A 24642-nucleotide genomic window follows, 5' to 3' on the forward strand; every position below is an offset into this window, starting at 1 on the left:
ACCCGCGCCATGAAGACTGCCTGGCCGTCCTTCAAGCGCGCAGTGTATCTGGTGCACCGCTGGATGGGCATCGCCGCCTGCCTGTTGATGGTGCTGTGGTTCGTCAGCGGCGTGGTGATGCTGTTCGTCGGCTACCCCAAGCTGACGCCGTGGGAGCGCATGGCGCATCTGCCTGCATTGGACGCCGCGTCATTGCGCGTGTCGGCGGCGGATGCCATGGCACAAGCCAGTGTGGCGCGGGCTGGCTCGGCGCAGGCCGGGTCGGGTAGCGCCGGCGCGCCACCGGCCCGCGCGGCGCCGGTCACCGAGATCGTCCTGACCTCGGTGGCGGGACGGCCGGTTTATCGGCTGCGCGACGGCAGCGGACGGCTGACCGTGGTGGACGCAAACACCGGGTTGCCGCTGCCCCGTGCCGGGCCGGCGCAAGCCGAAGCGGCGGGCCGGTCGTGGGCCGTGGCCGCAGGCCCGGCGAGCGCTGAGGCATCAGGCCCGGCCATGGCCGGATCGCCGGGCATCACGGCTCACTACCTGGACACCGTGACCGAGGACCGCTGGACCCATTCCGGCGCCTTGAATCCACACCGGCCGCTGCTGCGCGTACAACTGGACGACGCTGCACGGACGCTGCTGTATGTCTCCTCGGCCACCGGAGAAGTGGTCCTGGATGCGCCGCTGGCACAGCGCGCCTGGAACTACGTCGGCGCCTGGCTCCATTGGCTGTATTTCCTGCGTGACCGTCCTGTCGATGCCGGCTGGAGCTGGATCGTCATCGTGCTGTCGGCGGGCGGCACCATCGTTGCCGTGACCGGCACCTTGGCCGGCATCTGGCGCTGGCGCTTCCGCGGCCGCTACAAGTCGGGGGCACGCACGCCCTATCGGGACTTTTATCTGCGCTGGCATCACATCACGGGGCTGGTCTTCGCCGCAATCACCTGCACCTGGATATTCAGCGGACTGATGTCGATGAATCCGCTGGCGGTGTTCGCCCCGGCGGGACCGCGGCCCGATGTCGCGGCCTATCGTGGCGGGTTACCGAGTAGTGGCGCGCCAGGCGATGGATCGTCAAGCGGCGGAGCGCCAAGTGGCGCATTACCGGAAGGCGGACCACGGGACGGCGCTGTGCGGCCCGCCATCGAGGCGGCCGACGCCTTGCACCTGCTGCACGCCGCATCGTTCGTCCCGCGCGAGATCGCTTGGCGGGCCCTGAACGGGCAAGGCTATCTGCTGGCCCGCGATGGCGCCGACCGCACGCGGCTGGTGCTGGACGGGGGCACGCCCCGCGTCCAGGCGCAATGGTCCCAGGCCGCACTGCGCAGCGCCGCTGCCCGCTTGAAACCGGCGCCGGTGGCGGACATGCAATTACTGGATCGCTACGATGATTACTACTACGAGCGCGCGCCAGAGGCCATGAATGGCGGCCTGGAACGGCGCCTGCCCGTGTGGCGCCTGAAATACGCGGACCAGGCCGACACCTGGATCTACCTCGACCCGCACACAGGCGACATGGCCCTGAGCGTGGACCGTGCGCAACGCCGCGGCCGCTGGCTGTTCAACTTCCTGCACAGCTGGGACCTGCCCGCCTTGTTGCGCGACGGCAGTCGGCAGCAATGGTGGCGTCTGCTGGCGCTGATCGTCCTCAGCGCCGGTGGCTTGGCACTGAGCCTGACCGGGGTGGTGATCGGCACGGCGCGGCTGCGCCGCAAAGTCCGCTTCCACGGCAGCCCGGCTGCCGCGGCGAAGTCCTCGCAACAGGGGTAAATCCGGACAAAGGAAAATCCTATGCACGCATAGCAAAGCTATATTTGCCCCGCGGCCGCCGTCTCCCTACGATGGACCCCGCTCGCGCGACGCATTGCCATAAGAATCGCGTATGCCAGGGGCCGCACAGGCCGTCATCTCAAGGGAAATCGATGTTCAGTATCTGCTCCACGCTTCAATCGGCCGCGGCTCGGCGCGCCGTCTTCGCCAATTCCGTCCTGCTCGCATCCCTGTTCGCGCTGCCCGGCGCCCAGGCCGCGGACTTCCCCGACCACCCCATCCGCCTGATCGTGCCCCAGTCCGCCGGTTCCGGCGGCGACGTCGTGGCGCGCCTGCTGGGCGACAAGATGGGCAGCGCCCTGGGCGCCTCCGTGGTGGTGGAAAACAAGCCCGGCGCCAATGGCATCGTGGCCATGTCCTACGTGGCGAAGTCGCCCGCCGATGGCTACACCCTGCTGTTGGCCGGGGTGTCGCAGATGAGTTTCAACCCCAAGCTGTACAAGAACCTGCCCTATGACGCCGCCAAGGATTACACCTATGTCGCGCCGGTCGTCGACACGCCTTTCGTGCTGGTCGCGGGCAAGAACAGTCCCTACAAGACGCTGCCGCAGATGATCGCCGCCGCCAAGGCCGCGCCCAATGCCATCACCTTCGCCAGCGCCGGCGCCGGCAACTCCACCCACCTGTCCACTGAACTGATCGCCAGCGGCGCCGGCATCAAGCTCAAGCACATCCCCTACAAGGGTTCGGGCCCCGCCTTGAACGCGGTGATCGGCGGCCAGGTCGACCTGATGACCAGCGTGCTGGGCTCGGCCCTGCCGCAGATACAGGGCGGCAACGTGGTGCCGCTGGCGGTCCTGGCCGACAAGCGCGCCAGCGACCTGCCGGATGTGCCCACGCTGAAGGAGGCCGGCTTGAACGTGCCGCCCATGCCGGGCTGGTTTGCCATCGTCGGCCCCGCCAATATGGACAAGGCCGTGGTGCAGAAGCTGAACGCAGCCGTGCAAGCGGCCATCACCGATGCCGCCATCAACAAGAAGCTGAAGGATCTGTACTTCGTGCCCTTGCAGGGCAGCGCCGAGCAGATGCGCACCCGCGCGGACGAGGATGCGCGCTTCTGGGGCGAGTTCATCGCCAAGAACGGCATCCAGGTCGACTGAGGCACAGTCCAAGGTGAAGGCCGCGCCTGCGGCGGCGCCACACCCGTCGCCGCCCAGGCAACTTCGGCCCCGCGGGCACCGCCCAGGCAAGCTACGGCACCGCGCGCAGGGGGTGCTCCCCCTGCCATTGCACGCCGGTCCAGCGGCCGTCCGCCACCAATGCGCCAGCGACCTCGATCAGCGCCTGGTGGATATGCGTGCACGCCACGCTCTTCTCCGTCGACACGGACATGCACACCGACACCCGGCGGCGGAAGTCCGCGCTGTCGATGCGCGTGGCGACGATTTTTTCTGAACGTGCTTCCGGTCCCACCAGCGCCGACGACGGCAATACCGTCCAGCCTTTGCCGGCGCGCACCAGCGTCAACAGGATGGACACCGCGCTGGTCTCCGCCACCAGGCGCGGCTGCAGGTCTTCTTCGGCGAAGGTCCGCGCCACCAGTACGCGGATGGAGTTCGGAAAGCTGGGCAGTACGAGCGGCATTTCTGCCATCTGCCGCAGCGTCACGGCTTCCAGGCCCAGGGGCGGCCCGACCAGGAACAATTCTTCCGTCAGCAAAGGCGTGACCGTCATGCGGGCCGGCTGCGGGCGCGCGTCCATCGCCACGGACAGGTCCAGCCTGTGCATGGATACCGCGGTCGCCAGGTCACTGCTGCTGCCCTCCACCACTTCCAGCACCACCTCTGGATAGCGTTGCGCCACGGCTTCGATCAAAGGCAGCGCCAGGATGCGCGACGTGCTGGTGGGCAGCCCTACGGTCACATGGCCCGACGGTGTGTCACGCCCGTGCTTGAGCGCGGACTTGGCTTCGTCGGCCTGGCGCAGCATGATCTTGGCGTGGCGATACAGCAGCTTGCCCGCCTCGGTGGCGCGCACGCCGCCCGGGCCGCGCAGCAGCAAGGGCGTCTCCAGTTCCTTTTCAAGATTGGCCACGTGCTGGCTGAGCGAAGGCTGGGCGATGTGCAGGGTCTCGGCGGCAGCGGTAATGCTTTCGAGCTCGACGATGCGAACGAAGTACTTGAGTTGACGCAGGTCCATCGGAAAATCCTATTCGGCGGCTGCGATCTTAGCCAAGAAAAGGGCTCCCCTGCACCAGACTTGGTGTAATCCCCTATAGCGGATGCCGTGCCAGCCATTGCGCAAGGCCGAACGCAATGGCATCGCATTTTCCTATGGTGATATCCATATCGGATATTGGCAGGAAGCGGCGCCCCTCTCTAAGATAGCCGACGATATTCGCAGCTCATCCCAAGGATTCGCTAATGCCCTCGTACGTCAAGAATGAAGACCAGGCGTGGTCCGTGCCGCCGCAAGCCTATGCGGAGCGCCGGCCCGTCGATTACGTCGTTCCGGAACCGACCTCGCGCTACCTGACCATGCGCGACGGCTGTCGCCTGGCGATCGACGTCTACATTCCCGAGGCGGCGAACGGCAAGACGGCGGCGGCGCGCTTTCCCACGATCACGCTGTTCACGCCTTACTACCGCCGTTTCAACCTGAAGCCGGGCGGCAGCGGCGAACGCGCGCCCAACACCGCCAAGCTGCGCGACTACTTCGTGCCGCGCGGCTATGCCGTGGTGGTGATCGACGTGCGCGGTACCGGCGCCAGCTTCGGCACGCGCGACAGCTTCCGTTCGCCGCGCGAACGCGACGACAGCCATGAGGTGGTGGACTGGATCGTCGCCCAGCCCTGGTCGACGGGCGTGGTGGGTGCCACCGGCATCTCCTATCTGGGCGCTGCCTCGGACTTCCTGGCGGCGACGAAGCATCCCGCGCTGAAGGCCATCGCGCCGCTGTTCTCGGTGTGGGACACCTATACGGACAATTACTATCCCGGCGGCATCCAGCTGAAGGCGTTGACGCAGAGCTACGACGACCTGATGGTGGCGCTGGACCATGACCAGCGGGACATGCTGCATCGCTTCGTTTACTACGCCAACCCGGATCTGGCCGGTCCCCAGCCCGTCGATGAAGATGCCGATGGCGTATTGCTGAAGCAGGCCGTGCACGAACACCTGGGCAACTTCCGCCAGACCGAGTTCATGCCGGAGTTCCGATTTCGCGAAGAGGCCCTGCCCTACGATCCTGCGTTCAGTTCGGCCACCTTCAGCCCCTACAGCCTGGCGGCACAGATCCCGGACGATGTGGCGGTGCTGTCGATTTCCGGCTGGATGGACGGCGCCGGGTATATGAACAGCGCCATCTCTCGCTACCTGACGCTGGACAAGAATCCTCGGTATCTGATGCTGGGGCCTTGGGACCATGGCGCGCGCATCGACGTGTCGCCGTGGCGCACCACGCAGATGGCCGACGCACCCTGGCTGGCTGAAGCCTTGCGCTTCTTCGACCAGTATCTGCTGGGGCTGGATACGGGGCTGCTGGATGAAGCGCCTATCCACTACTACGCCTTGCACGCAGAACAGTGGCGCAGCGCCACGCAATGGCCGCCGTACCAGGAAGACGCGCCGACGCGCCTGCATCTGGCACCGCAAGGCAAGCTGGGCGATGCCGCGCCTGCCGATACCACGCAGCAGGAGTATCAGGTCGATTTTTCGCTGGGCACGGGTGCGGGAACGCGCTATGAGCGCATCGCCGCGATCAATAGCACCGAGTACTACCCTGACTGGCAGGGCCGGACGGATCGCATGGCCAGCTTCACTTCCGCGCCGCTGGAGAGCGCCGTTGAACTGGCGGGCCATGCGGTGATCGATCTATGGGTCAGCAGCAGTGAACCCGATGCGGCGGTGTATGTGTACCTGTCGGAGATCGAAGCCGATGGGCGCGAGCGGTATGTCACCGAAGGGATCTTGCGTTTGCTGCATCGCAAGGTCAGCCCTTGCCCGGCGGGTTATCGCACCACCTGGCCTTTCCGCAGCTTCCGGCGAGAGGATGCGGCGCCGCTGGTGCCTGGGAAGTTCGAGCGGGTGGAGATGGCGCTATTGCCGACGGCATGGCGGTTTCCGGCGGGTAGCCGGATACGGGTTTCGGTGGCGGGGCATGATGCGGATCATTGCGGCCAGGTCCCGCACGGCCGGCCGCCTTTGTTGGCGCTGGGGACCGGGGGAAGCCATGCATCGTCGATCAGCTTGCCGTTGCGTGAGGTATGAGACATAGAGGGTTTTTTTGATTGGGGGGGTCCCCCCACAAGGCCCCCCTTTCTGGGCTACCGCCCCAGTGGCCGACGCTGGGGCATTGCGCACGCCATGGGGCGCTGCCGTGAGGTTTTTGATTTCTGGGAGAGGCCCCCAAAGCCCCCCTTTTTTGGGCTGACGCCCCAGTGGCCGACGCTGGGGCATGGCGCACGCCATGGGGGCGCTGCAGCGAGGTTTTTGATTCTGGGGGAGGCCCCAAAGCCCCCTTTTTGGGCTGACGCCCCAGTGGCTGGCGCCATGGCATTGCGGACGCCGTGGGCATTGGGGCGCTAGCCCAAAAAGGGGGCTTGGGGGCCTCCCCCAAAAAAGAATAAACAGTCTCTGCACCGAGATGCCGTCGGCTGGAACAGGGATTCAGCCGGGAGAAAGCGGCGGGTGGCCGGGCTTGGATAGAATGGCTTCTTTTCGGGTCACCTGGACCCACCCTTCCACCCACTGCCGCCCGCCCGCGGGCCATGACGAGAACAGCCATGAGACTCCGCTTTTCCCCCGTTTACTTCTGTGTTGCCATGGCCTGCGCCCCCATCCTGTCCAGTGCGCAGATCAAGCCGGTGGATCCGCCGCCACGACCGATTATCAAGAACCCCAACGTCGGGACCGACAAAGCCGCCAGTGAACCTGCTGCAACGTCGACCGAAAAGTCCACCGAGAAATCCTCGGAAAAGCCTGCCGACAAGTCTGCCACGACTTCGTCGACTCCCTCCGCGGAGAAGCCGGCTGAAAAGCCCGCCCCCAAGGCGGCCGCCAAACCGGTGCGTGACGAATTCTTCTGGCTCGGCGAGATCAACAAGGCCACCGCCGTCATCAACACCGATGAAGGCCTGCTGGACAAGTCCATGGCGCCGCGCCTGGCCGCCGCCGTGCAGAAAGTCATCGACGACGGCAATCAACCTGGCGGCAAGCGCCCGTCCACGGTGATCACCTTCGAACCCCTGCTGATCAAGGCGGGGGGCCTGGACGTCACGCTGCTGCACGCCGGCCGCTCCAGCCAGGACATGCACGCGACCTACCGTTCCGCCATCCTGCGCGACAAGCTGCTCGAACTGGCAGATCAGTTGCACACCACGTCCAAGACCCTGGTCGACCTGGCCGCCAAACACGTCGGCACCATCGTTCCCAACTACACCAACGGCGTCGCCGCCCAGCCCAACAGCTACGGCCACTACCTGCTCGGTTTCGCCGCCGCACTGGAACGCGACGCCGAACGCATCCGCGAAACCTATGCCCGCGTCGACCGCTCGCCCATGGGCACCACGGTGCTCAACGGCACCAGCTGGCCGCTGGACCGCAAGCGCATGGCCGACTACCTGGGCTACGCCAAGCTGGTCGACAACGCCTACGACGCCGCGCAGATCTCCTCCATGGACGAACCGGTGGAGGTGTCGTCCATCGTCACCGCGATCGGGCTGCACACCGGCAACTTCATCGAAGACATCATGACGCAGTACGCGCAGTCGCGGCCGTGGATCCTGCTGCAGGAAGGCGGCGGCAACACCTACGTGTCCAGCGCCATGCCGCAGAAGCGCAATCCCGGGCTGCTGAACTCCACCCGTAGCGATGCCTCCACCGCGCTGACCCTGGCCATGGGTCCCATCATCCAGACCCATAACATCACCCCGGGCATGCCCGATCCCAAGGAAGTGGACCAGAACTCCGCCATGGTGGACGCCGCCATCAAGGCGCTGAAGAAATGGGACCGCGTCATGAAGGCCCTGGTCATCAATCCCGACCGCGCCCTGGAAGAGCTGAACAGCGATTGGACGGCCTCCCAGGAATTGGCCGATCTGCTGATGCGCAAGTACAAGCTGCCCTTCCGCGAAGGCCATCACTTCGCGTCCGAAGTGGTGGAGTACGCGCGCCAGCACGACATCAAGCCGCTGGACTTCCCCTATGCCGACGCGAAACGCATTTACACCGAGGTGGTCAAGGGCAGCAAGTATCCGCAGGAACTGCCCATGTCCGAGGCCGAGTTCCGCGCGTCGCTGGACCCGGTGGCCATCGTCAAGGCCCGCGCCACCTCCGGCGGCCCGCAGCCCGCGGAAATGGAACGCATGTTGAAGGAAGCGCGCGAGAACCTGGCGCTGCAGGAGAACTGGATCAAGACCCGCCGCGCGCACATCGATGAATCGCTGGCGGGCTTGAACAAGGACTTCAACGCGCTGGTAGCGCAGGACAAGCCGGCGACCGCTCCCGCGGAAAAGTCCGCCAATTAGGGCTTGCTTGGCCCCGCTACTGGACAAGGCTTACCGGGTAAGCCTCGCCGGATAGCGAGAGTCCGCGGCGTTACGCTTCGGCATCCCGGTAATAGGGCAGCTTGGACATGTGCCCGATGCCTGGATTCAGGCAATTGCACGGATCCAGTCCCTGGTAGAACGCGCGCAGGGCCGGCTTGGCGTCGTACAGATGGCCGACGTTGTGCTCGGCCGGATACTCGGCGCCGCGTTCGTCCAGCACGCGCCACATCGCGTGTTCCAGCGCCAGGCAATCCTCGCCCTTGCGGACGATGTAGTCCTGGTGGAAGACGTAGCAGAAGAAGTGGCCGTAATAGAGCTTGATCGCGATGCCACGTTCCATCTCGGCGGGCAGGCGTTCCACCCAATCCTGGTCGTTGCGGCGCAAAGCGATGTCCAGCGCCACGATGTCCTCGACCTCATCCGGATGCATGGCCCGGTAACGCACAGCGGCCCCGGCCGCGGCGAAACGATGCAGGAAGGCCTTGCGCCCTTCCTCGGCGTCGCACAGGAAGAAGTCGCCACGGCCTGCGTCGCTGCCGCGCGCGGCGAAGTACGCGCTCAGGTAGTCGCGCGTCTCTTCCACGCTGTCGGCGGATACCTTCAGCATCAGGTGGTGCTCGTAGCGCTGCCGGAAATCCTTCATGCGGGCAGGCAGATGGCTGGGAAACCAGCGGCTTGCCGCCTGCATCAGGCGATCGGTGAAATTGCGTGGCAGCCAGCTGAAGCGTTCGAAGAACGCGTCGCAGCGGCTTTTCATGCCGAACAGGGCCGGCAGGCGCTGCGTGCCCAGATGCTCGATCAGCAGGAACATATCCTTGCCGTAGCGCTCGGCGATGTCATAGGCGTCGCGGTGCAGATACTCCCCGGCGATGGGCAACTGGGAGAAATTCTTCAGCATATGGCGCCGGATCCCGGTCAGATCCTCGGCGCGATTGGTACCGATGTAGAACACCCGCGCGCCGGCCTCGATCGGGAAGGTATCCAGCCGCACCGCGAAAACCATCAGCTTGCCGGCCGAGCCCGATGCCTCGCGCAGCCGCAGGGGATCGGCGTTGTAGCGGGCCGGTGTGGCTGCGTCGATATCCCGTACGTGGGCGCCGTAGCCCTGGTCGGAAGCCGCCCCCTCGCCGTGCTGGATGGCCTCAGGCGGCAATTCGCCCCTGTCCAGTTGCGCCAGCATGGATAGCGCCTCCGTCTCCAGTCCAATTCCCAGGTGGTTGACCAGCGCCAGCCGGCCCTGCGCGTCGACCTGTGCGTAGAGCGCCAGTTCCGTATACGCGGGGCCGCGCCGTACCAGCGAACCGCCGGAGTTGTTGCAGACGCCGCCGATCACGGAAGCACCGATGCATGAGGAACCGATCACCGAGTGCGGCTCGCGGCCCAGGGGCTTGAGCGTCTTCTCCAACTGGTCCAGCGTGGCGCCTGGCAGGCACACCACCTGGCGGCCCTCGTCGATGACATACACCTTGCGCAGGCGCGCCGTGCTGATGATGACGACCGGCCGGCCATAGTCCGTGCCGTCAGGGGTGGAACCGCCCGTCAAACCCGTGTTGGACGCCTGGGCGATCACGGCCACGCCGGCCTTCACGCAGGCTTGCAGCACCTGCCACATTTCCACCAGGGTGCCTGGCCGCAGCACCGCCAGCGCGGCGCCCTCGCCGAAGCGAAAGCCGCGCCGATAGCGGCGCGTCGCGGCCGCATTCGTCAGTACGTGGGACGCACCCAATATGCCCCGGCAAGTCTCGATCAACGCCGCCGTATCGCCCATCGGCGCGTGCACTGTGTCCTTCACTTCGTGTCCCTCTGCATATTGTTTTGCATATTCTGCTGCATTCCCCCTACGTGTTCCTCTGCCTGTCGCTTTGCATGTTCTTCTTCATTTACCTCCGCGACTCCTGCATATTCACTTGCCACTGCTCACCCCGCCCTCACCACCATCGGCTGGAAATGCCGGGACGTTTCGCGCGTGGGCGTGGGCACGGGCGCGTCCAGGCGCTCCCTACCTGCTTCCCGCTGCGCGCCCTGCGACAGGTAGCGCAGGCAGCACACCCGCAGGAAGGACGCGAAGCTCATGGTCATCTCGCCATGGCGGGCCAGCAGTTCGTCATGCAGCTTGATGGCGAACTGGTTGGTGGTCAGTCCTTCCCGCTCGGCAATCTCCTGCAGCACGTCCCAGAACAGGTTTTCCAGCCTTACCGTCGTCACCACCCCATGGATACGCAGGGAGCGGGTACGCGATTCATAAAGTATGGGATCCGTATTGACGTAGATCTTGCACATGTCTCACTCCTTGGAAGTGGATGCGGCGACTGCAATCATAAGCCACGGCGCCAGCCCCCGGGGAGGGAACGACCGGCGGCCGTGGCGGCGCCTTTCAAATGGCGCGCTGCTTCATCTGCCCGGCGATGAAGTCCGCCTGCCGGATCGCCAGCGTGACGATGGTCAGCGTGGGATTCTCCGCCGCCCCCGTCGTGAACTGGCTGCCGTCCGACACGAACAGGTTGGGAATGTCATGCGTCTGCCCGTACTTGTTCACCACGCCATCCTCCGGCCGCGTACTCATGCGCGCGGTACCCAGATTATGGGTCGAAGGATACGGCGGCACGCGGTACACGTCCACGGCATCCACCGCCTTGTACAGCGCCTCGGACTGCCTGAAGGCATGTTCGCGCATGGCATTGTCGTTGGCGTGGTCGTCGAAATGGACATTGGCCACCGGCAGCCCGTATTGATCCTTGAGTTCGCTGTCCAGGGTCACCCGGTTATCCGCGCGCGGCATGTCCTCGCCGACGATCCACAGCCCGGCCGTGTAGGCATACTGGTCCATCGCATGGGTGAAGTCCGCCCCCCAGGCGCCCGGCTTGAGGAAGGCCGCATAGAACGGCAAGCCCAGGGATATGGTCTCCAGATGGTAGCCACCGGCGAAGCCACGCTTGGGATCGTGGCGCGCTTCGTCCTCGACGATGCCCGCCATGACCGTCCCTTTATACATATCGACCTTGTCCTTGAAGGTCGCGTACACGGAACCGGTGGTGTGCCGCATATAGTTGCGCCCCACCTGATCCGACGAGTTCGCCAAGCCATGCGCGAACTTGCCCGACTGCGAATTCAGCAGCAGGCGCGGCGTTTCTATCGAGTTGCCGGCGATGGCCACCACGCGCGCTTTCTGTTTCTGCAGCTTGCCCTGGCTATCGTAATAGACCACGGCGTTGGCGCGGCCGCGCTCGTCGTGCTCGATGCGCGCCACATGCGCTTCGGTCCGCAGTTCCGCATGCCCGGTGACGATGGCGCGAGGCAGTTCCGTGTAGAGCGTGGACCACTTCGCGCCGAATCTACAGCCCTGGAAACAGAAGCCGCGCTGGTAGCAATGCGGCCTGTCGTCCTGCGGCACGCTGTTGATGGCCATATGGCCGGTATTCACATGCTTGTAGCCGATCTTCTCCGCCCCCGCATGGAAGATCTTGAAGTTGTTGTTGCCCGGCAGGCCCGGCGCGCCATTGGTGCGCGTCACGCCCAATTTCTTTTCGGCCCGCGCGTAATAGGGATCCAGTTCCTCGCGCGTCAGCGGCCAGTCCAGCAAGGTCGCGCCCGGGATGTCGCCATACGTGCTGCGCGCCTTGAATTCGTAAGGCTGGATGCGCAGACTGGCGCCAGCCCAGTGCACCGACGTTCCGCCCACGGTCTTGCAGATCCAGGCCGGCAGATTGGGAAAGTCCTTGGCCAGTTGGTACGAACCCGAAGAACGGCGCTTGTCCAGCCACGCGAGTTGCATGAAGGAGCCCCATTCATCGGTCAGGAAATCGGCCCGCGTATGCAGCTTGCCGGCCTCCAGGATCACTACGTTGACGCCCTGTTGCGCCAATTCATTGGCCAGGGTGCCGCCGCCCGCGCCCGACCCGATGATGACCACCACCTGGTCGTCGTCCAGGGCGAACGTCTTGCCTTGCTGGCCTTGCAGATCGGCTTCTGACATGTCTGTTCTCCTGGAGGTCAATTCGCCGGAACCGGGCCGCCGTCCTGCGCGGGCGGATCGGGCAGCCAGGCCAGGGCGTTGAAGCCCGTGAGCAGATAGCCGCCATCGCCCGCGTTGGCGCCGTAGCCGAAATGCGCATAGGCCAGCGGGTTCGAGTACAAGGACACCACGGCGGTCGAACGCACCGTCTCGAAGAATGGCGTGCCGGCCAATGCGGCCACGTCACGGTCCTGGTCCGCGGTGGACCGCTTCGCCCAGTCACCCTGCCCCATGCCGTCGAGCTTCTGCACGCCGGCGGCAAACTGCGCCTGCAGTACGGCGTCGGCCGCGGCTTTGCCGTCGAGGTCCTTCACCACCAGCGCATACACCGCGTCGTCCAGCGTGGCGTGCGGGAAGATGCGTTTTGCCAGGGCCAGCAGGACGTCGCCCTGATGCGAGTCCAGGCGCTTGAGTTCCAGCGCCCACGCTTGGCTGGGTGCCAGGGCGGCCAGCGTGGAAGACAGCGCCAGGGTGCCGAACAGCAGCCCCGTGCCTTTCAGCCATTCACGCCGCGTCAGCCGCACGCCTGCGACGGCGAGCGGAATCGTCGTTGATTTCATTTTTGTCTCCTTCCCTCTATCGGGTACCGGGTGATGCCCCGGATTTGTGGATTCGTTCTCTGTCGCGGTAACCGGCGTTACCGGCGGCGCCCCCTACCGGTGATGCCCATGCCGTTCCAGCCCCTCCAGGTCGCGCACGCGGATCATCGTGTGGATGAGCTTCGCCATGCTCGCTGCCCCCTCAATGGGTGATGCGCGTGCCCAGCAGCGCCAGGAACTGGGCGATCCAGTTGCTGTGGGCCGTCCACGCCGGCGCCGTGACGAACTGTCCGTCGGTCACGGCATCGGGCCAGGCCAGGTCGACGAACTCGGCGTGGGCCAGGCGCACCTCGGGCGCACATGCGGGGTAGGCCGATATCTTTTTGCCTTCGATGACACCCGCCGCGGCCAGTATCTGCGCGCCATGGCAGACCGCGGCGATGGGCTTGCCGGCGCCGGCGAATTCACGCACCAGGTCCAGCACCCGGGCGTTCAGGCGCAGATATTCCGGCGCCCGCCCGCCGGGAATCAGCAAGGCGTCATAGCTGGCGCTGTCGACGGTGGCGAAATCGGCGTTCAGGGTGAAGTTGTGGCCGCGCTTCTCGCTATAAGTCTGGTCACCTTCGAAATCGTGGATGGCGGTGCGAATCTGGTCGCCGGACTTCTTGTCAGGCGTGACGACGTCCACGGCATGGCCGACCGCCCCCAAGGCCTGCACCGGCACCATCAGCTCGTAGTCCTCGACGTAGTCGCCCGCCAATACCAATATCTTCTTGGCCATCGCTGTCTCCTGTTCTTCATGAATGAACCGGTGGGTACGACCACCGTGGAGAAAGTCTAGTCAGGCTGCGTGGGGAACGGGTAATAGCAGGTTAAATTGCCATCAAGGTTTTCACTAGGACGGATGATCTACGGGTCTACCCCTATAAACCAGGGTTATCCCTCATAAGTCAAACAAATGGCGAAAATAAGAAATCAGAATTTTTCTTATACGAATCGCAGGCGTATAACGAAGCCCTTCAACGCCTAAACACGACTTCCGAGAGATAAACATGCGGGGAAACTCCACCAGCACCGCGACCACGCACCAGCCCGTGCGCGCGTCGGCCGCCGCCTTCGTCGGCACCATGATCGAGTGGTACGACTTCTACATCTACGCCACCGCGGCTGCCCTGGTTTTCGGCAAGCTGTTCTTCCCGTCGGCTGACGGCTTCTACGGCACCCTGGCCTCGCTCGGCACCTTCGCCGTGGGCTTCTTCGCCCGTCCGCTGGGCGGCGCGCTGTTCGGACATATCGGCGACCGCATCGGCCGCAAGAAATCCCTGGTCATCACCATGTTGATGATGGGCCTGGTGACCATCTTCATCGGGCTGCTGCCCACCTATTCCAGCATCGGCATCTGGGCGCCGGTGCTGCTGGTGCTGCTGCGCGTGATCCAGGGTATCGCCGTGGGCGGTGAATGGGGCGGCGCGGTGCTGATGGCGGGCGAGCATTCCCCCGACAAGAACAAGCGCGCCTTCTTCGCATCGTTCGCCCAACTGGGCAGCCCCGCGGGCCTGATCCTGTCGACCATCATGTTCAAGGTCATGACGGGCATGGGCGACGAGGTTTTCCTCAGCTGGGGCTGGCGCGTGCCTTTCCTGTTCTCGGCCGTGCTGCTGGTGGTCGGCTTCATCATCCGCCTGAGCGTGAATGAGTCGCCCGACTTCCTGAAGGAACAGGAGGTCCAGGCCAAGCGCCAGCGCGCCGAACAGACGCCGCTGCTGGAAGTGCTGACCGGCGCGCCCGGCCTGCTGGCCCTGGCCGTCGGCGCCAACGTACTGGGTATCGCCGGCTTCTACTTCACCAACACCTTCATGATCGCGTACACCACGCAGTACCTGCACATGAGCCGCGCGGTGATCCTGGACTGCCTGCTGGTCGTGTCCGTCATGCAGTTCTGCATCACGCCGCTGTCGGCCTGGATCGCCTACCGCATCGGCAATCTGCGTTTCCTCGCCGTCACCGCCTTTCTGTCCATGTTCACGCCTTACGCCATGTTCACGCTGGTGGACAAGGGCTCGCTGCTTGCCATCACGACCGGCGTGGGCATCGCCGTGCTGTTCATGAGCGCGTTCTATGCCGTGATCGCCGGTTATGTCAGCGACTGCTTCCCTACCCGCATCCGCTACACCGGCATCTCCATGGCGTATCAGTTGTCGGGCGCCATCTTCGGCGGCCTGACGCCGCTGCTGGGCACCATCCTGGCGGAAAAATTCAAGGGCGACTGGATGCCGCTCGCCCTGCTGTTCACGATCATCTCGTTGCTGTCGCTGGTTTCCGTGCTGGGCCTGAATGCCCGGCGCCAGCAAGGCAGCACCGCATTGCAATATGGGAGCAACCAGGCATGAAGGCCTATTTCCACGAAGACCAGAAACTGCATCATCCGCAGACCTATTTCTCGCGCGGCAAGATGCGTACGCCGCAGGAGATCCCCGCGCGCCTGGACGGCCTGGTGGGCGCCGCCCGCAAGCTGGGTTTCGACGTGCAGGCGCCGGCCGACCACGGCGCCGGCCCGATCGCGGCGGTGCACTCCCTGGACTATCTGCGCTTCCTGCAAGACGCCCACGCCATGTGGAAGCAGTTGCCCGGCGACTGGGGCGACGAGGTGGTCTCCAATGTGTTCGTGCGCGAACGCAATGCCCTGCGCGGCGTGCTGGCCCAGGCGGCGCGCTATCTGGCCGATGGCAGTTGCCCGGTCGGTCCCAATACCTGGCAATCGGCCTACTGGGCAGCGCAGTGCGCCATCGCCAGCGCCGAGGACCTGCTCGCAGGCCAGCGCCAGTCCTACGCCCTGTGCCGTCCGCCCGGCCACCACGCGCGCCGCGATGCAGCCGGCGGCTTCTGCTATCTGAACAACGCCGCCATCGCCGCGCAGCATCTGCGCCAGAAGTACGGCAAGGTGGCCATCCTGGATACTGACATGCACCACGGCCAGGGCATCCAGGAGATCTTCTACGAACGCAGCGACGTGCTGTATGTGTCGATCCACGGCGACCCGGAGAATTTCTATCCGGTGGTCGCCGGCTACGAGGACGAACGCGGCGCCGGCGCCGGCTACGGGTACAACATCAACCTGCCGATGCCGCACGGGTCGCCGGAGTCGGTGTTCTTCGACAAGCTGACGCAGGCGCGCAAGGCCATCGAGCTGTTCCAGCCTGATGCCCTGGTGCTGTCGCTGGGCTTCGATATCTTCGAGAAGGATCCGCAGGCGATGGTCGCCGTCACCGAGGACGGTTTCGAAAGACTGGGACGCGTCGTCGGCGACTTCAAGCTGCCGACCGCCATCATCCAGGAAGGCGGCTACTATATCGAAGGGCTGGAATCCAACGCCAGGCGCTTCTTTACCGGCCTGGCTGCTGCTTGACGGGAATCGACCCGGCGCGCGGGATGGATGACGGCCTGGATGGCGCCCTGGGCACGACTGCCCAGGCGCTGACGACCGACCTCCCGCGCGACCCCATGGCATCTTCTTCGAACCGTCCCGCTTCTTCGTTGCCGCTGGTGCACGAGCGCATGGACTGGAACCTGCTGCGTACGTTCATGTTCGTGGTACAGGAACGCGGCATCGGACGCGCGGCCAGCGTGTTGCACCTGAGCCAGCCGGCGGTGAGCCAAGCGCTCAAGCGCCTGGAAGATGCAGTGGGCGGCATGCTGCTGCACCGCCGCAACGGTGAGTTCCGTTTGACGGGGCTGGGTGAAGAGGTCAATGCCATCGCCCGTGACATGTACGGGACCATGGCGCGCATCGAATCCGCCGCGCTGCAGGACCAGGACACCGCCGAAGTGGCCGGCACGCTGCGCCTGCTGGTCATGAGCCGCGTGCAGAGTTCGGCCTATGACGATTTTCTGGCGCACTTTCATCGGCGCTATCCCAAGATCGAATTCCAGATCGACGTGCAGCAGAGCGCGGCCATCCTGGATGCCTTGACCAAGCGCGTGCCGGCGCTGGGCATCTGCCTTTGTCGCAAGCCGGTGGAATCGCTGTACCGGCGCCTGTTCCTGCGCCATCGCTACGCGGTGGTGTGCGGCCGCCATCATCCGCTGTTTTCCAAGCGGCGCGTGGTGATCGACGATTTACTGGACCAGAACTTCGTCGTGTTCGCCAGCGACCAGATCGGCGATACGCTGTCACCCTTGACCATCTTCCGCGACCAGCGGGGCTTTACCGGCCGCGTGGTCGGCACGTCGCCGCATATCGAGGAGTTGCGACGGCTGGTGGTAGCCGGCGTGGGATTGAGCTTTTTTCCCGAGCATCTGATTCGGCAAGACGTTCTTAGCGGCGAGTTGCGCCGTTTGCCGCCGGAGGAGAGCGTAGCGGAGATCGACGTGTTCCTGGCCTGGCACAAGCAACGCAAGCTGAGCGCGCCGGAGCAGGCCTTCCTGGCGGCCTTCGAGAATTTCCTGAATCGGACGCCGCTGGAGTCGCGGGCGAATTGAGGCGCGGGTTGCCCTTTGCTGGCGTTACGCGCCTGCGCCCTCGCGCCGAATCGAGAGAAGGCGTGAATCTCAGGACATGGCGCCCGGCGCCATGAGGCCCAGGCCACCTACCACCGCCAGCACCATCGCGCCGAGCACCAGTTCCGCCAAGGTATTGCGGCGGATGCTGGCCAGGGCCTGGTCGCGCGCCGAACGCAGGCGCCTTATCCAGCGGTAGCGATTGACGATGGCCAGCAAGGTCATGGCCAGGGCGACCAGTATCTTCAGCAACAGCAGTTGCTGGTAAGCCGCGCCGGTGTCCACGCCGGCGGGCGCGACGATCATCCAGGCATTGAGGGCGCCGCTGGCAATCAGCAGCGCCACGGCGGCATGGCCGGCCGTCGAAAAGCGCATCAACGCCCGCCCCGCCTGCGGTCGCGATGCCGGCTGCTCCCAGGCACGCAGGCAATACAGGAACACCGGCAGCGATCCCAACCAGAAGCCCGCCGCCAGGCAATGGATGAAGTCCGACAAGGCGTGGACAATACCCGCCCCACCCTCCTGCATGGCGGCATGGCCGCTGAGGCACAAGGGCGCCAGCGCCAGGGCGGCCACCACGGCCGGCCACAGGCTGGGCATGGAGGCGCCCGCATCGGCAGCGCCAGGCGTAGCAGCGCCAGAGGCGGCAGCGCCGAGGGCAACGGCGCGAGCGCCAACAGGACCGCGACCAGCAGCCCCATGCTGTCGCGTGGCGCCTGTCCATACGACCGCCAGCAGGACGGTCACACCGAGAAGACGCAGCAGCCACGCCTGCCCATAGCGGGTCTGCCAGATGACGGTGCCCAGCATCGAGGGATCCAGCATGGCATGGGGATCATCGGCAATGGAGGCGGTCTGCAAGGGCAGGAGCAGCAGCACGGACGCCACGCCGGCGATGGCCGCAACAAGCAGCACCCGCCGCATGCGCGCCTGTGCGCCGCGCGCCAATTCGTTGCGGCCGGCCAGCGCCAGCATGGCGCTGGCGCCGAACAGCAGCAAGCCGCTGACGTAGGCGATGAAGCGAACCAGGGCGAAGATGGCGAAGAGCGAGGTCACTGCGTAAAGGGCGCGGGGAAAGAAATTAGCGGGAAGGCGTTGCCACAGGGTAATCGGCGCGAATGAGGGGCGGCGAAAGAAAACGCCGCGCCAACGATTACGGCTTCACCGTGAACGACCATCCGCCCTGCGTCTTATGGCCATCTTTCGACAGCACGTGCCACTTGGCGGTGTAGGCCCCTGCCGCCAGCGGTTTGGCGATGGGCAGGACCAAGGTCTTGTCATCGCCCGGCGCCGGCGCGGCCTTGCTGCCGTCCACCGGCTTGCCCGCTGCGTCGAACAGCGCCAGCGACGAGAAGGCCGGCTCCAGGCCTTCGGTAAAACTGGCGGTGACTTGCGTCAGCGCGACCTGCACCTCCGCCCCCTTGGCGGGATTCGATTGCTTCAGGTGAGCGTGCGCCCATGCCATGTGCGGCAGGACGGCGATCAGGGCAGCGGCCAAGGCGACTCTACGGGACATCGAAAACTCCTGGGAAGGGGACAATGCATGGTGGGACACGGCTGATGCCCGTGGGTTCCAGACTATACAAAAACGACGCGTAAGCCTTCGTCGGGATCATTGCTTGCTGAACAGTGGCCATGCCGTCTCGCTGCGAAGCGCGCGACTGGGCGACGCTTCCCCCCGAGCATCGCCACCCATTCTTACAACGATCTGACTTGAAAGAGCATCCTCATGAAACGCATCCTGATTGCAACCCTGCTTCTGCCCGTTTTCCTGCTGACCGGCTGCCTGGTCGTCCCCGACCACCACGACGACCATGATCATCATGACCATGACTGGCACCATGATCATGACCATGACGGCTACCACTGATCCGACTCACGGCCGCAACCGGGGTGCTGCCTGCGTAAGCAAACCATCCCGCAGGCTTTGCGCCGCCGCGCTCATCGCGCGGTCGCGCGGCCAGACCAGGGCCAGCGATGGGCCCTCCACTTCCAGCAGATGCCGCACTGCCAGGCCTTGCCGCTGCGCGTAATGCGCGCCCAGGCTCTCGACGATGGCCACGCCCAGGCCCTCCGCCGCCAACGCACAGGCCGCTGAGGACTGCCCCACTTCGATGATGGGCCGATACGGCAAGCCCCGCGCTTCCAGCGCCTGCCGCGTCGCGCGTCCCGCCGGCAATGCCGTCGCCAGCACGATGGGGCCCGCTTCGGCCACCGTTTCCAGTGACAGGGTCTTGCGCCGCAACCACGGATGATCACGCCGCAGCACGGCGTACAGGCTCAACGGGCCCAAGGCCTGGCTGGCAACGCGGTCGTCGGTCTCCGGCGTGCCGATCAACAGGCCCAGGTCGATACGATGGTCGACCGCCATTTCGATGATCTCCAGTCCGGTGCCGGCACGCACGGTGACCGCCACGGCGGGATGCGCGCGCCGCATCTCCGCCAGAGCCGGCGGCAGCAGGCTGGATGCCGCGATGGCGACCGCGCCCACGGCCAGCCGCGCCTGCGCCCCATGGCGGATGTCGCCCGCCATCCGGTCGACCGCTTCGATGCCCGCCAGGGCATTGAGCACTTCGGGGATCAGGGCGCGCCCCTGGCTGGTCAGATGCAGGCGGCGGTGTTCACGGCTGAACAAGGAGAACCCCAGCCGCACTTCCATGTCGCGCAGCAAGGCACTGGCGGCCGGCTGCGTCATCCCCGCCTTGCCCGCGGCGGCCGTCACCGTGCCGTGCTGGTACATGGCACGCAGCAAGGTCAGTTCGCGGCGGCTGATCATACGAAAACCATATGGAAATAGTCAGACTATCTATTTGACCATATGGCCGGACACCGCAAGAATGCCTGGCATTCGATCAGGACTCGCCACATGCCCGCCAATACCATCGTTTCAGTCACCTGCATTCCCATGCGCCTGCCCTTCCACCATTGGAGCCCGCCGCCGCTGTTCGCGGGCCGGCCGCGCGACAAGTTGGATAGTGCGCTGGTACGGGTGCAGACCGAGGACGGGACCGTGGCCTGGGGGGAGTCGTATTGCGTGGAACCGCGCGCGCTGAAAGCCATCTTCGAGACGCTGATCGAACCCCTGGCGCGCGGCAAGGACGGTGAAGACGCGATGCTGCTGCCCACCATGCAGCGCGTATTGCATAACCTGGGCCGGTCCGGCCCCGTGGTCCATGCGCTGGCCGGCCTCGATATCGCCATCTGGGACCTGCGTGCCAAGCGCGCCGGCGTGCCGCTGTACCAATTGCTGGGCGGCAAGCAGCGCGACCGCGTGCGGGTCTATGCCTCCCTGCTGCAGTACTACGGCGACGCCGGCAAGCTGGACGCCGTGACTACCCAGGCGCTGAACGAGGGCTACACCGAAATCAAACTGCATGAACGCACCGCCGACGCGCTGGCCGCGGTGCGCCGCGCCACCGGTCCCGGCATCCCCATCATGGTCGACACCAACTGCGCCTGGCTGCCGGACGAAGCGCCCGCCGCCATCGCCGCCATGGCGCCGCACGATCCCTTCTGGATCGAAGAACCCATCTGGACGCCCGAAGACGATCGTGCCCTGGCCACGCTGAAAGACTCCTGCGGCATTCCACTGGCCGTGGGCGAGAACGCCGCCAACGCACTGGCCCTGGAGCGCATGGCGGAAGATGCCGTCGTGCAATATGTTCAGCCCAGCGTGATCAAGCTGGGACTGAGCGCCGCGTGGCGCATCGCCCAGCGCTGCAAGGAAGGCACGGTGACCTGCGCGCCGCAAGTCGCCTTCTTCGGCCCCGGCTATCTGGCCAGCCTGCACCTGATCGCAGCGCAGCAGAAGGAAGTTTCGCTGGAGCGCCTCCATGTCGAGCTGGCCCACGTACCGTATGGCCGCAGCGTGCCTATTGAACAGGGATGGGTGCGCGTGCCGGACGGGCCGGGCCTGGGCGCGGATCCCGAAGCGGAACTGGCAGCGGGGCAATTCAGCGATTGAACTATCTGCAATCCAAGCATCGGCCATTGAAGCATCGACAGATCAAGAATCGCGCACACGCAGCCCCCTATAAGAAATAAGCACAGCGCCATAGTTCGCCCGGTCATCGCACCCGGCGAGCGGCGCTCAAGACTTCGGAGACACCATGAATACACAACGCCGACATTTCTTCGCCAGCAGCGCTGGCCTTGCCATGGCCGCAGCCCTGCCCTGGACATCCACCGCGCGGGCCGCCGCCTGGCCCGACAAGCCCGTGCGCTTCTACGTACCCTATCCCCCTGGCGCCGCTACCGATACCTTGGGCCGCATGGCCGCGCAGGTCTACGGGCAGCAGTTCAACCAGACTTTCGTCGTCGAGAACCGGGGCGGCGGCGGCACCACCATCGGCACGCGCGCCGTTGCCACCGCAGCGCCGGACGGCTACTCCATCGGCATCGTCGACTCCACCTTCACCATCAACCCCGGCTTGCTGGGATCGCGGCTGCCCTATGACACCTTGAAGGATTTCGCGCCCATCTCGCTGATGGCGACCGCGCCCTTCGTCATGGTGGTCAACCCATCCGTCCCGGCCAAGGACCTGGCCGCCTTCCTGGCGCTGGCCAAGGCGCAGCCCGGTTCGCTGTCCTTCGGATCGGCCGGCGTCGGCAGCGCCCCGCACCTGGCGGGAGAACAGCTGAAGCAGGAAGCGGGCGTGCAGCTGCTGCACGTGCCCTATCGCGGCGGCGGCACGGTGTTCACCGACCTGCTGGGCGGCCAGGTGCAGTTCGCCTTCGCCACCGTGCCCACGCTGCTGGAACACATCAAGGCCGGCCGGCTGCGCGCGCTGGCGGTGACCACGCAGCAACGCCTGCCCCAATTGCCTGATGTCCCCACTTTCAAGGAATCCGGCCTGCCGGGGGTGGACACGACGCCGCTGTTCGGCGTGCTGGCGCCCGCGGGCACGCCGCGCGATATCATCGAGCGCCTGTCCTCGACGCTGGCGCAGTCGGTCCGGCAAGGGGAGTTGCACGGCAAGCTGACGGGCCTGGGCTTCGATCCGGTGGGCAGCACGCCGGCCGAATTCGACCAGCGGATCCGGGCGGAAGTGGCCAAATGGACGGCGGTGATCCAGAAGGGTGGGATCAAGGCGGAGTAATTTCCCATTAACATGCGTCAAACGCATGCACGCCTTCACTGATCGGCGTGCTGACCGGAGACGCAAGTTTTGGCAGCCCTTCCCCAGGCGGAACCCTTCCCCACCTTCGAGACGTCCGATTTCTCGGGCGCCGGCACGTTCTATTTCGACCTGGTCCGCCTGCAGGACCGCAACGACATCCCGCGCGGCTTCCTGCATCGCCACAACTACTATCACATGTTGTGGATGACCCGCGCGCAGGGCAGCCATTTGCTGGACTTCGAGCAGTTCGAGGTGCGCGACCACGCGGTGTTCTTCCTGACGCCCGGACAGGTGCACGCATGGACCTCCAAGGTGGCCCCGCGCGGTTACGTCCTGAACATCAGCACCGAATTCTTCGCCCGCATGTTCCCCCGCGCGGACGACGTCGCCAAATTTCCCTTCTTCCACCTGACGCACGGCAGCCCCGCGCTGTATCTGACGCGCGAACAACATGACGACATGCTGCCGCTGCTGCACCAGATCGAGCGGGAAACCCTGGAACGCGACACCGGCTGCTTCGACATCGTCCGCTCCTATCTGCTGATCCTGCTGACCCGGCTGCGCCGTCTCTATCCGGTGAGCGAACCGGAAACCGGCGCCGGGCCTTCCCACACCCTGACCCGCAGGCTCAGCTTGTTGATCGAGGAACGCTATCTGGAATTCAGCAGCATGGGCCAATACGCCGACGCCCTGTGCGTCAGCGAACGGCAGCTCAACGATGCGGTCAAGCGCACCGTGGGCCAGACCGCCGGCCAACTGGTGCAGGCGCGCATCGCCTTGGAAGCCAAGCGCCTGCTGACCAACACTGCCAAGGGCATCTCCGAGATCGCCTTCCAGCTGAATTTCGAAGACCCGGCCTACTTCGCCCGCTTCTTCAAGAAGCACAGCGGCAGCACACCCGGCGACTTCCGGCGCAAGTACAGCGATCCGATCGAGTAGTTCACCTACGTAGCTCCTCTACGAAGTTCGCCCGAGTCGCTCGCCCACGTGGTTTATCCGCGCGGTCCTTCCTGGTCTGCCATTCCAGCCCTTCCGCCCAAAAAGTCCTGGACAAGCTCGGATCTGTCCTAACGCCCCGCGTCTGCCCCTGCGTACAGTCCAGCCTGGATCTCGCCACGACACGGCGGGACAAGACGCGCCTGGGGACCAAGCGCGCGGAACTGGATGAGACGAGATGAACAAGATGCTGAAGACCTTGGCGCGGGTATGCGTCAGCCTGACCCTTGCCAGCGGCGCCACCGCTGCCCACGCCGACTTCCCTGATCACCCGCTGCGGGTCATCGTGCCCTTCGCGCCGGGCGGCGCCACCGACGTCATCGCGCGCACCGTCGCGCAAGCCATGTCGGTGCGCCTGGGCCAGGCCGTGGTGGTGGAAAACAAGGCGGGCGCCAACGGCAATATCGGCGCCGTCATGGCCGCGCGCGCCGAGCCGGACGGCTACACGCTGCTGATGGCCACGTCCAGCCATGCCATCAATGCGACGCTGTACCAGAAGCTGGACTACAGCCTGACCAAGGACTTCACCGCCCTGTCCAATCTTGCCTCCGTGCCGCTGCTGCTGGTCGTGCACCCGTCCGTGCCCGCCAACAACGTGGCCGAGCTGGCCGCTTATGCCAAAGCCGGCGGCAGCCGCCTCAACTATGCGTCCGGAGGTACCGGCACCGCCGCCCACCTGGCCGGCGCGCAGTTCAATACGGTGGTGGGCGCCAGCATGACGCACGTGCCTTACAAGGGCGGCGCGCAGGCGCTGAACGACCTGATGGGCGGACAGGTGCAGCTCATGTTCGCCAACCTGCCGGAAGTGCTGTCCCAGGTGCAGGCCGGCCGCATCAAGCCACTGGCCGTGACCGGCGACCACCGCCACGCCGCCTTGCCCAATGTGCCGGCTTTCTCCGAGACCGCCTATCCCGCCTTGACGGCCCGTTCCTGGTTCGGCCTGTTCGCGCCGGCCGCCACGCCCGCGGCCATCGTCGACAAGCTGTCGACCGTCATCACGCAAAGCGTGGCCGACCCCGCCGTGCAGGAGAAGCTGCGCGGGCTGGGCGCCGATCCCGTCGGCGACGGCCATGCCGCATTCCAGAAATACGTCGAACAGGACGTGGTGGGCTGGCGCGACCTCGTCAAGCAGTCAGGCGCCACCGCGGAGTGATTCCCTCCGCGAACTGATCC

The 24642-nt window shown here is 65.5% G+C and carries 21 protein-coding genes; 12 read left to right on the forward strand and 9 right to left on the reverse strand.

Annotated elements, in window-relative coordinates:
- The first annotated feature begins 9 nt into the window (after positions 1–9).
- A complete protein-coding gene (locus tag CEY05_RS03245; protein ID WP_088595939.1) occupies positions 10–1758 on the forward strand; it encodes a PepSY domain-containing protein in 1749 nt (582 codons plus the stop codon).
- 152 nt (positions 1759–1910) lie between these two features.
- On the forward strand, positions 1911–2918 hold the full coding sequence (locus CEY05_RS03250) for a tripartite tricarboxylate transporter substrate binding protein (RefSeq protein ID WP_088595940.1): 1008 nt from the start codon (positions 1911–1913) through the stop codon (positions 2916–2918).
- A 91-nt stretch (positions 2919–3009) separates the two neighbouring features.
- On the opposite strand, the gene CEY05_RS03255 is transcribed toward CEY05_RS03250, so the two are convergent.
- A complete protein-coding gene (locus tag CEY05_RS03255) occupies positions 3010–3957 on the reverse strand; it encodes a LysR substrate-binding domain-containing protein (RefSeq protein WP_088595941.1) in 948 nt (315 codons plus the stop codon).
- Between the two features lie 224 nt (positions 3958–4181).
- Between CEY05_RS03255 and CEY05_RS03260 the strand changes: the two genes are divergently transcribed.
- Both CEY05_RS03260 and CEY05_RS03265 read left to right on the forward strand, forming a co-directional pair.
- Positions 4182–6026 carry a CocE/NonD family hydrolase gene (locus CEY05_RS03260; protein ID WP_088595942.1) on the forward strand — a complete coding sequence of 615 codons (1845 nt, stop codon included), beginning with the start codon at positions 4182–4184 and terminating at the stop codon, positions 6024–6026.
- A 515-nt stretch (positions 6027–6541) separates the two neighbouring features.
- Positions 6542–8284 carry an argininosuccinate lyase gene (locus CEY05_RS03265; RefSeq protein ID WP_233161328.1) on the forward strand — a complete coding sequence of 581 codons (1743 nt, stop codon included), beginning with the start codon at positions 6542–6544 and terminating at the stop codon, positions 8282–8284.
- Between the two features lie 70 nt (positions 8285–8354).
- Here CEY05_RS03265 and dld read toward each other — a convergent pair whose 3' ends face one another.
- From dld to CEY05_RS03290, 5 genes are all read right to left on the reverse strand, one after another.
- The gene (dld, locus tag CEY05_RS03270) at positions 8355–10073 is read right to left on the reverse strand and encodes a D-lactate dehydrogenase (RefSeq protein ID WP_088595944.1); all 1719 of its coding nucleotides are present in this window, start codon (positions 10071–10073) and stop codon (positions 8355–8357) included.
- A 149-nt stretch (positions 10074–10222) separates the two neighbouring features.
- Entirely contained in the window at positions 10223–10585 is a 363-nt protein-coding gene (locus CEY05_RS03275) for a ribbon-helix-helix domain-containing protein (protein WP_088595945.1), read from the reverse strand.
- A gap of 94 nt (positions 10586–10679) precedes the next feature.
- A complete protein-coding gene (locus tag CEY05_RS03280) occupies positions 10680–12278 on the reverse strand; it encodes a GMC family oxidoreductase (RefSeq protein ID WP_088595946.1) in 1599 nt (532 codons plus the stop codon).
- A 17-nt stretch (positions 12279–12295) separates the two neighbouring features.
- A complete protein-coding gene (locus CEY05_RS03285; RefSeq protein ID WP_088595947.1) occupies positions 12296–12877 on the reverse strand; it encodes a tat (twin-arginine translocation) pathway signal sequence in 582 nt (193 codons plus the stop codon).
- A 181-nt stretch (positions 12878–13058) separates the two neighbouring features.
- The gene (locus CEY05_RS03290; protein ID WP_088595948.1) at positions 13059–13637 is read right to left on the reverse strand and encodes a DJ-1/PfpI family protein; all 579 of its coding nucleotides are present in this window, start codon (positions 13635–13637) and stop codon (positions 13059–13061) included.
- A 271-nt stretch (positions 13638–13908) separates the two neighbouring features.
- Between CEY05_RS03290 and CEY05_RS03295 the strand changes: the two genes are divergently transcribed.
- From CEY05_RS03295 to CEY05_RS03305, 3 genes are all read left to right on the forward strand, one after another.
- Positions 13909–15246, forward strand: a complete 1338-nt coding sequence (locus CEY05_RS03295; RefSeq protein WP_088595949.1) for an MFS transporter — start codon at positions 13909–13911, stop codon at positions 15244–15246.
- Positions 15243–16262, forward strand: a complete 1020-nt coding sequence (locus tag CEY05_RS03300; protein WP_088595950.1) for a histone deacetylase family protein — start codon at positions 15243–15245, stop codon at positions 16260–16262. The genes CEY05_RS03295 and CEY05_RS03300 overlap by 4 nt, the downstream gene beginning before the upstream one ends.
- Before the next feature lie 95 nt (positions 16263–16357).
- A complete protein-coding gene (locus CEY05_RS03305) occupies positions 16358–17335 on the forward strand; it encodes a LysR family transcriptional regulator (RefSeq protein ID WP_088596211.1) in 978 nt (325 codons plus the stop codon).
- Between the two features lie 69 nt (positions 17336–17404).
- Here CEY05_RS03305 and CEY05_RS03310 read toward each other — a convergent pair whose 3' ends face one another.
- Complete coding sequence (locus tag CEY05_RS03310; protein WP_143220265.1) at positions 17405–18409, reverse strand: CopD family protein; 1005 nt, start codon at positions 18407–18409, stop codon at positions 17405–17407.
- A 97-nt stretch (positions 18410–18506) separates the two neighbouring features.
- Complete coding sequence (gene copC, locus CEY05_RS03315; protein ID WP_088595951.1) at positions 18507–18869, reverse strand: copper homeostasis periplasmic binding protein CopC; 363 nt, start codon at positions 18867–18869, stop codon at positions 18507–18509.
- A 213-nt stretch (positions 18870–19082) separates the two neighbouring features.
- Between copC and CEY05_RS31395 the strand changes: the two genes are divergently transcribed.
- The gene (locus tag CEY05_RS31395; RefSeq protein ID WP_198952660.1) at positions 19083–19223 is read left to right on the forward strand and encodes a hypothetical protein; all 141 of its coding nucleotides are present in this window, start codon (positions 19083–19085) and stop codon (positions 19221–19223) included.
- Between the two features lie 6 nt (positions 19224–19229).
- Here the strand turns inward: CEY05_RS31395 and CEY05_RS03325 are convergent, their stop codons facing one another.
- Positions 19230–20129, reverse strand: coding sequence for a LysR family transcriptional regulator (locus CEY05_RS03325; protein ID WP_088595952.1), 900 nt, complete (start codon positions 20127–20129; stop codon positions 19230–19232).
- A gap of 90 nt (positions 20130–20219) precedes the next feature.
- Here CEY05_RS03325 and CEY05_RS03330 point away from each other — a divergent pair, with 90 nt between their 5' ends.
- From CEY05_RS03330 to CEY05_RS03345, 4 genes are all read left to right on the forward strand, one after another.
- Positions 20220–21317, forward strand: coding sequence for a mandelate racemase/muconate lactonizing enzyme family protein (locus tag CEY05_RS03330; protein WP_088596213.1), 1098 nt, complete (start codon positions 20220–20222; stop codon positions 21315–21317).
- A 145-nt stretch (positions 21318–21462) separates the two neighbouring features.
- The gene (locus CEY05_RS03335; RefSeq protein WP_088595953.1) at positions 21463–22452 is read left to right on the forward strand and encodes a tripartite tricarboxylate transporter substrate binding protein; all 990 of its coding nucleotides are present in this window, start codon (positions 21463–21465) and stop codon (positions 22450–22452) included.
- A 69-nt stretch (positions 22453–22521) separates the two neighbouring features.
- Entirely contained in the window at positions 22522–23412 is an 891-nt protein-coding gene (locus tag CEY05_RS03340) for a helix-turn-helix domain-containing protein (protein ID WP_088595954.1), read from the forward strand.
- 235 nt (positions 23413–23647) lie between these two features.
- Entirely contained in the window at positions 23648–24622 is a 975-nt protein-coding gene (locus CEY05_RS03345) for a tripartite tricarboxylate transporter substrate binding protein (RefSeq protein WP_088595955.1), read from the forward strand.
- Positions 24623–24642 lie beyond the last annotated feature (20 nt).

It is taken from the genome of Achromobacter sp. HZ34, from assembly GCF_002209485.1.
Lineage (GTDB): Bacteria > Pseudomonadota > Gammaproteobacteria > Burkholderiales > Burkholderiaceae_B > Bordetella_C.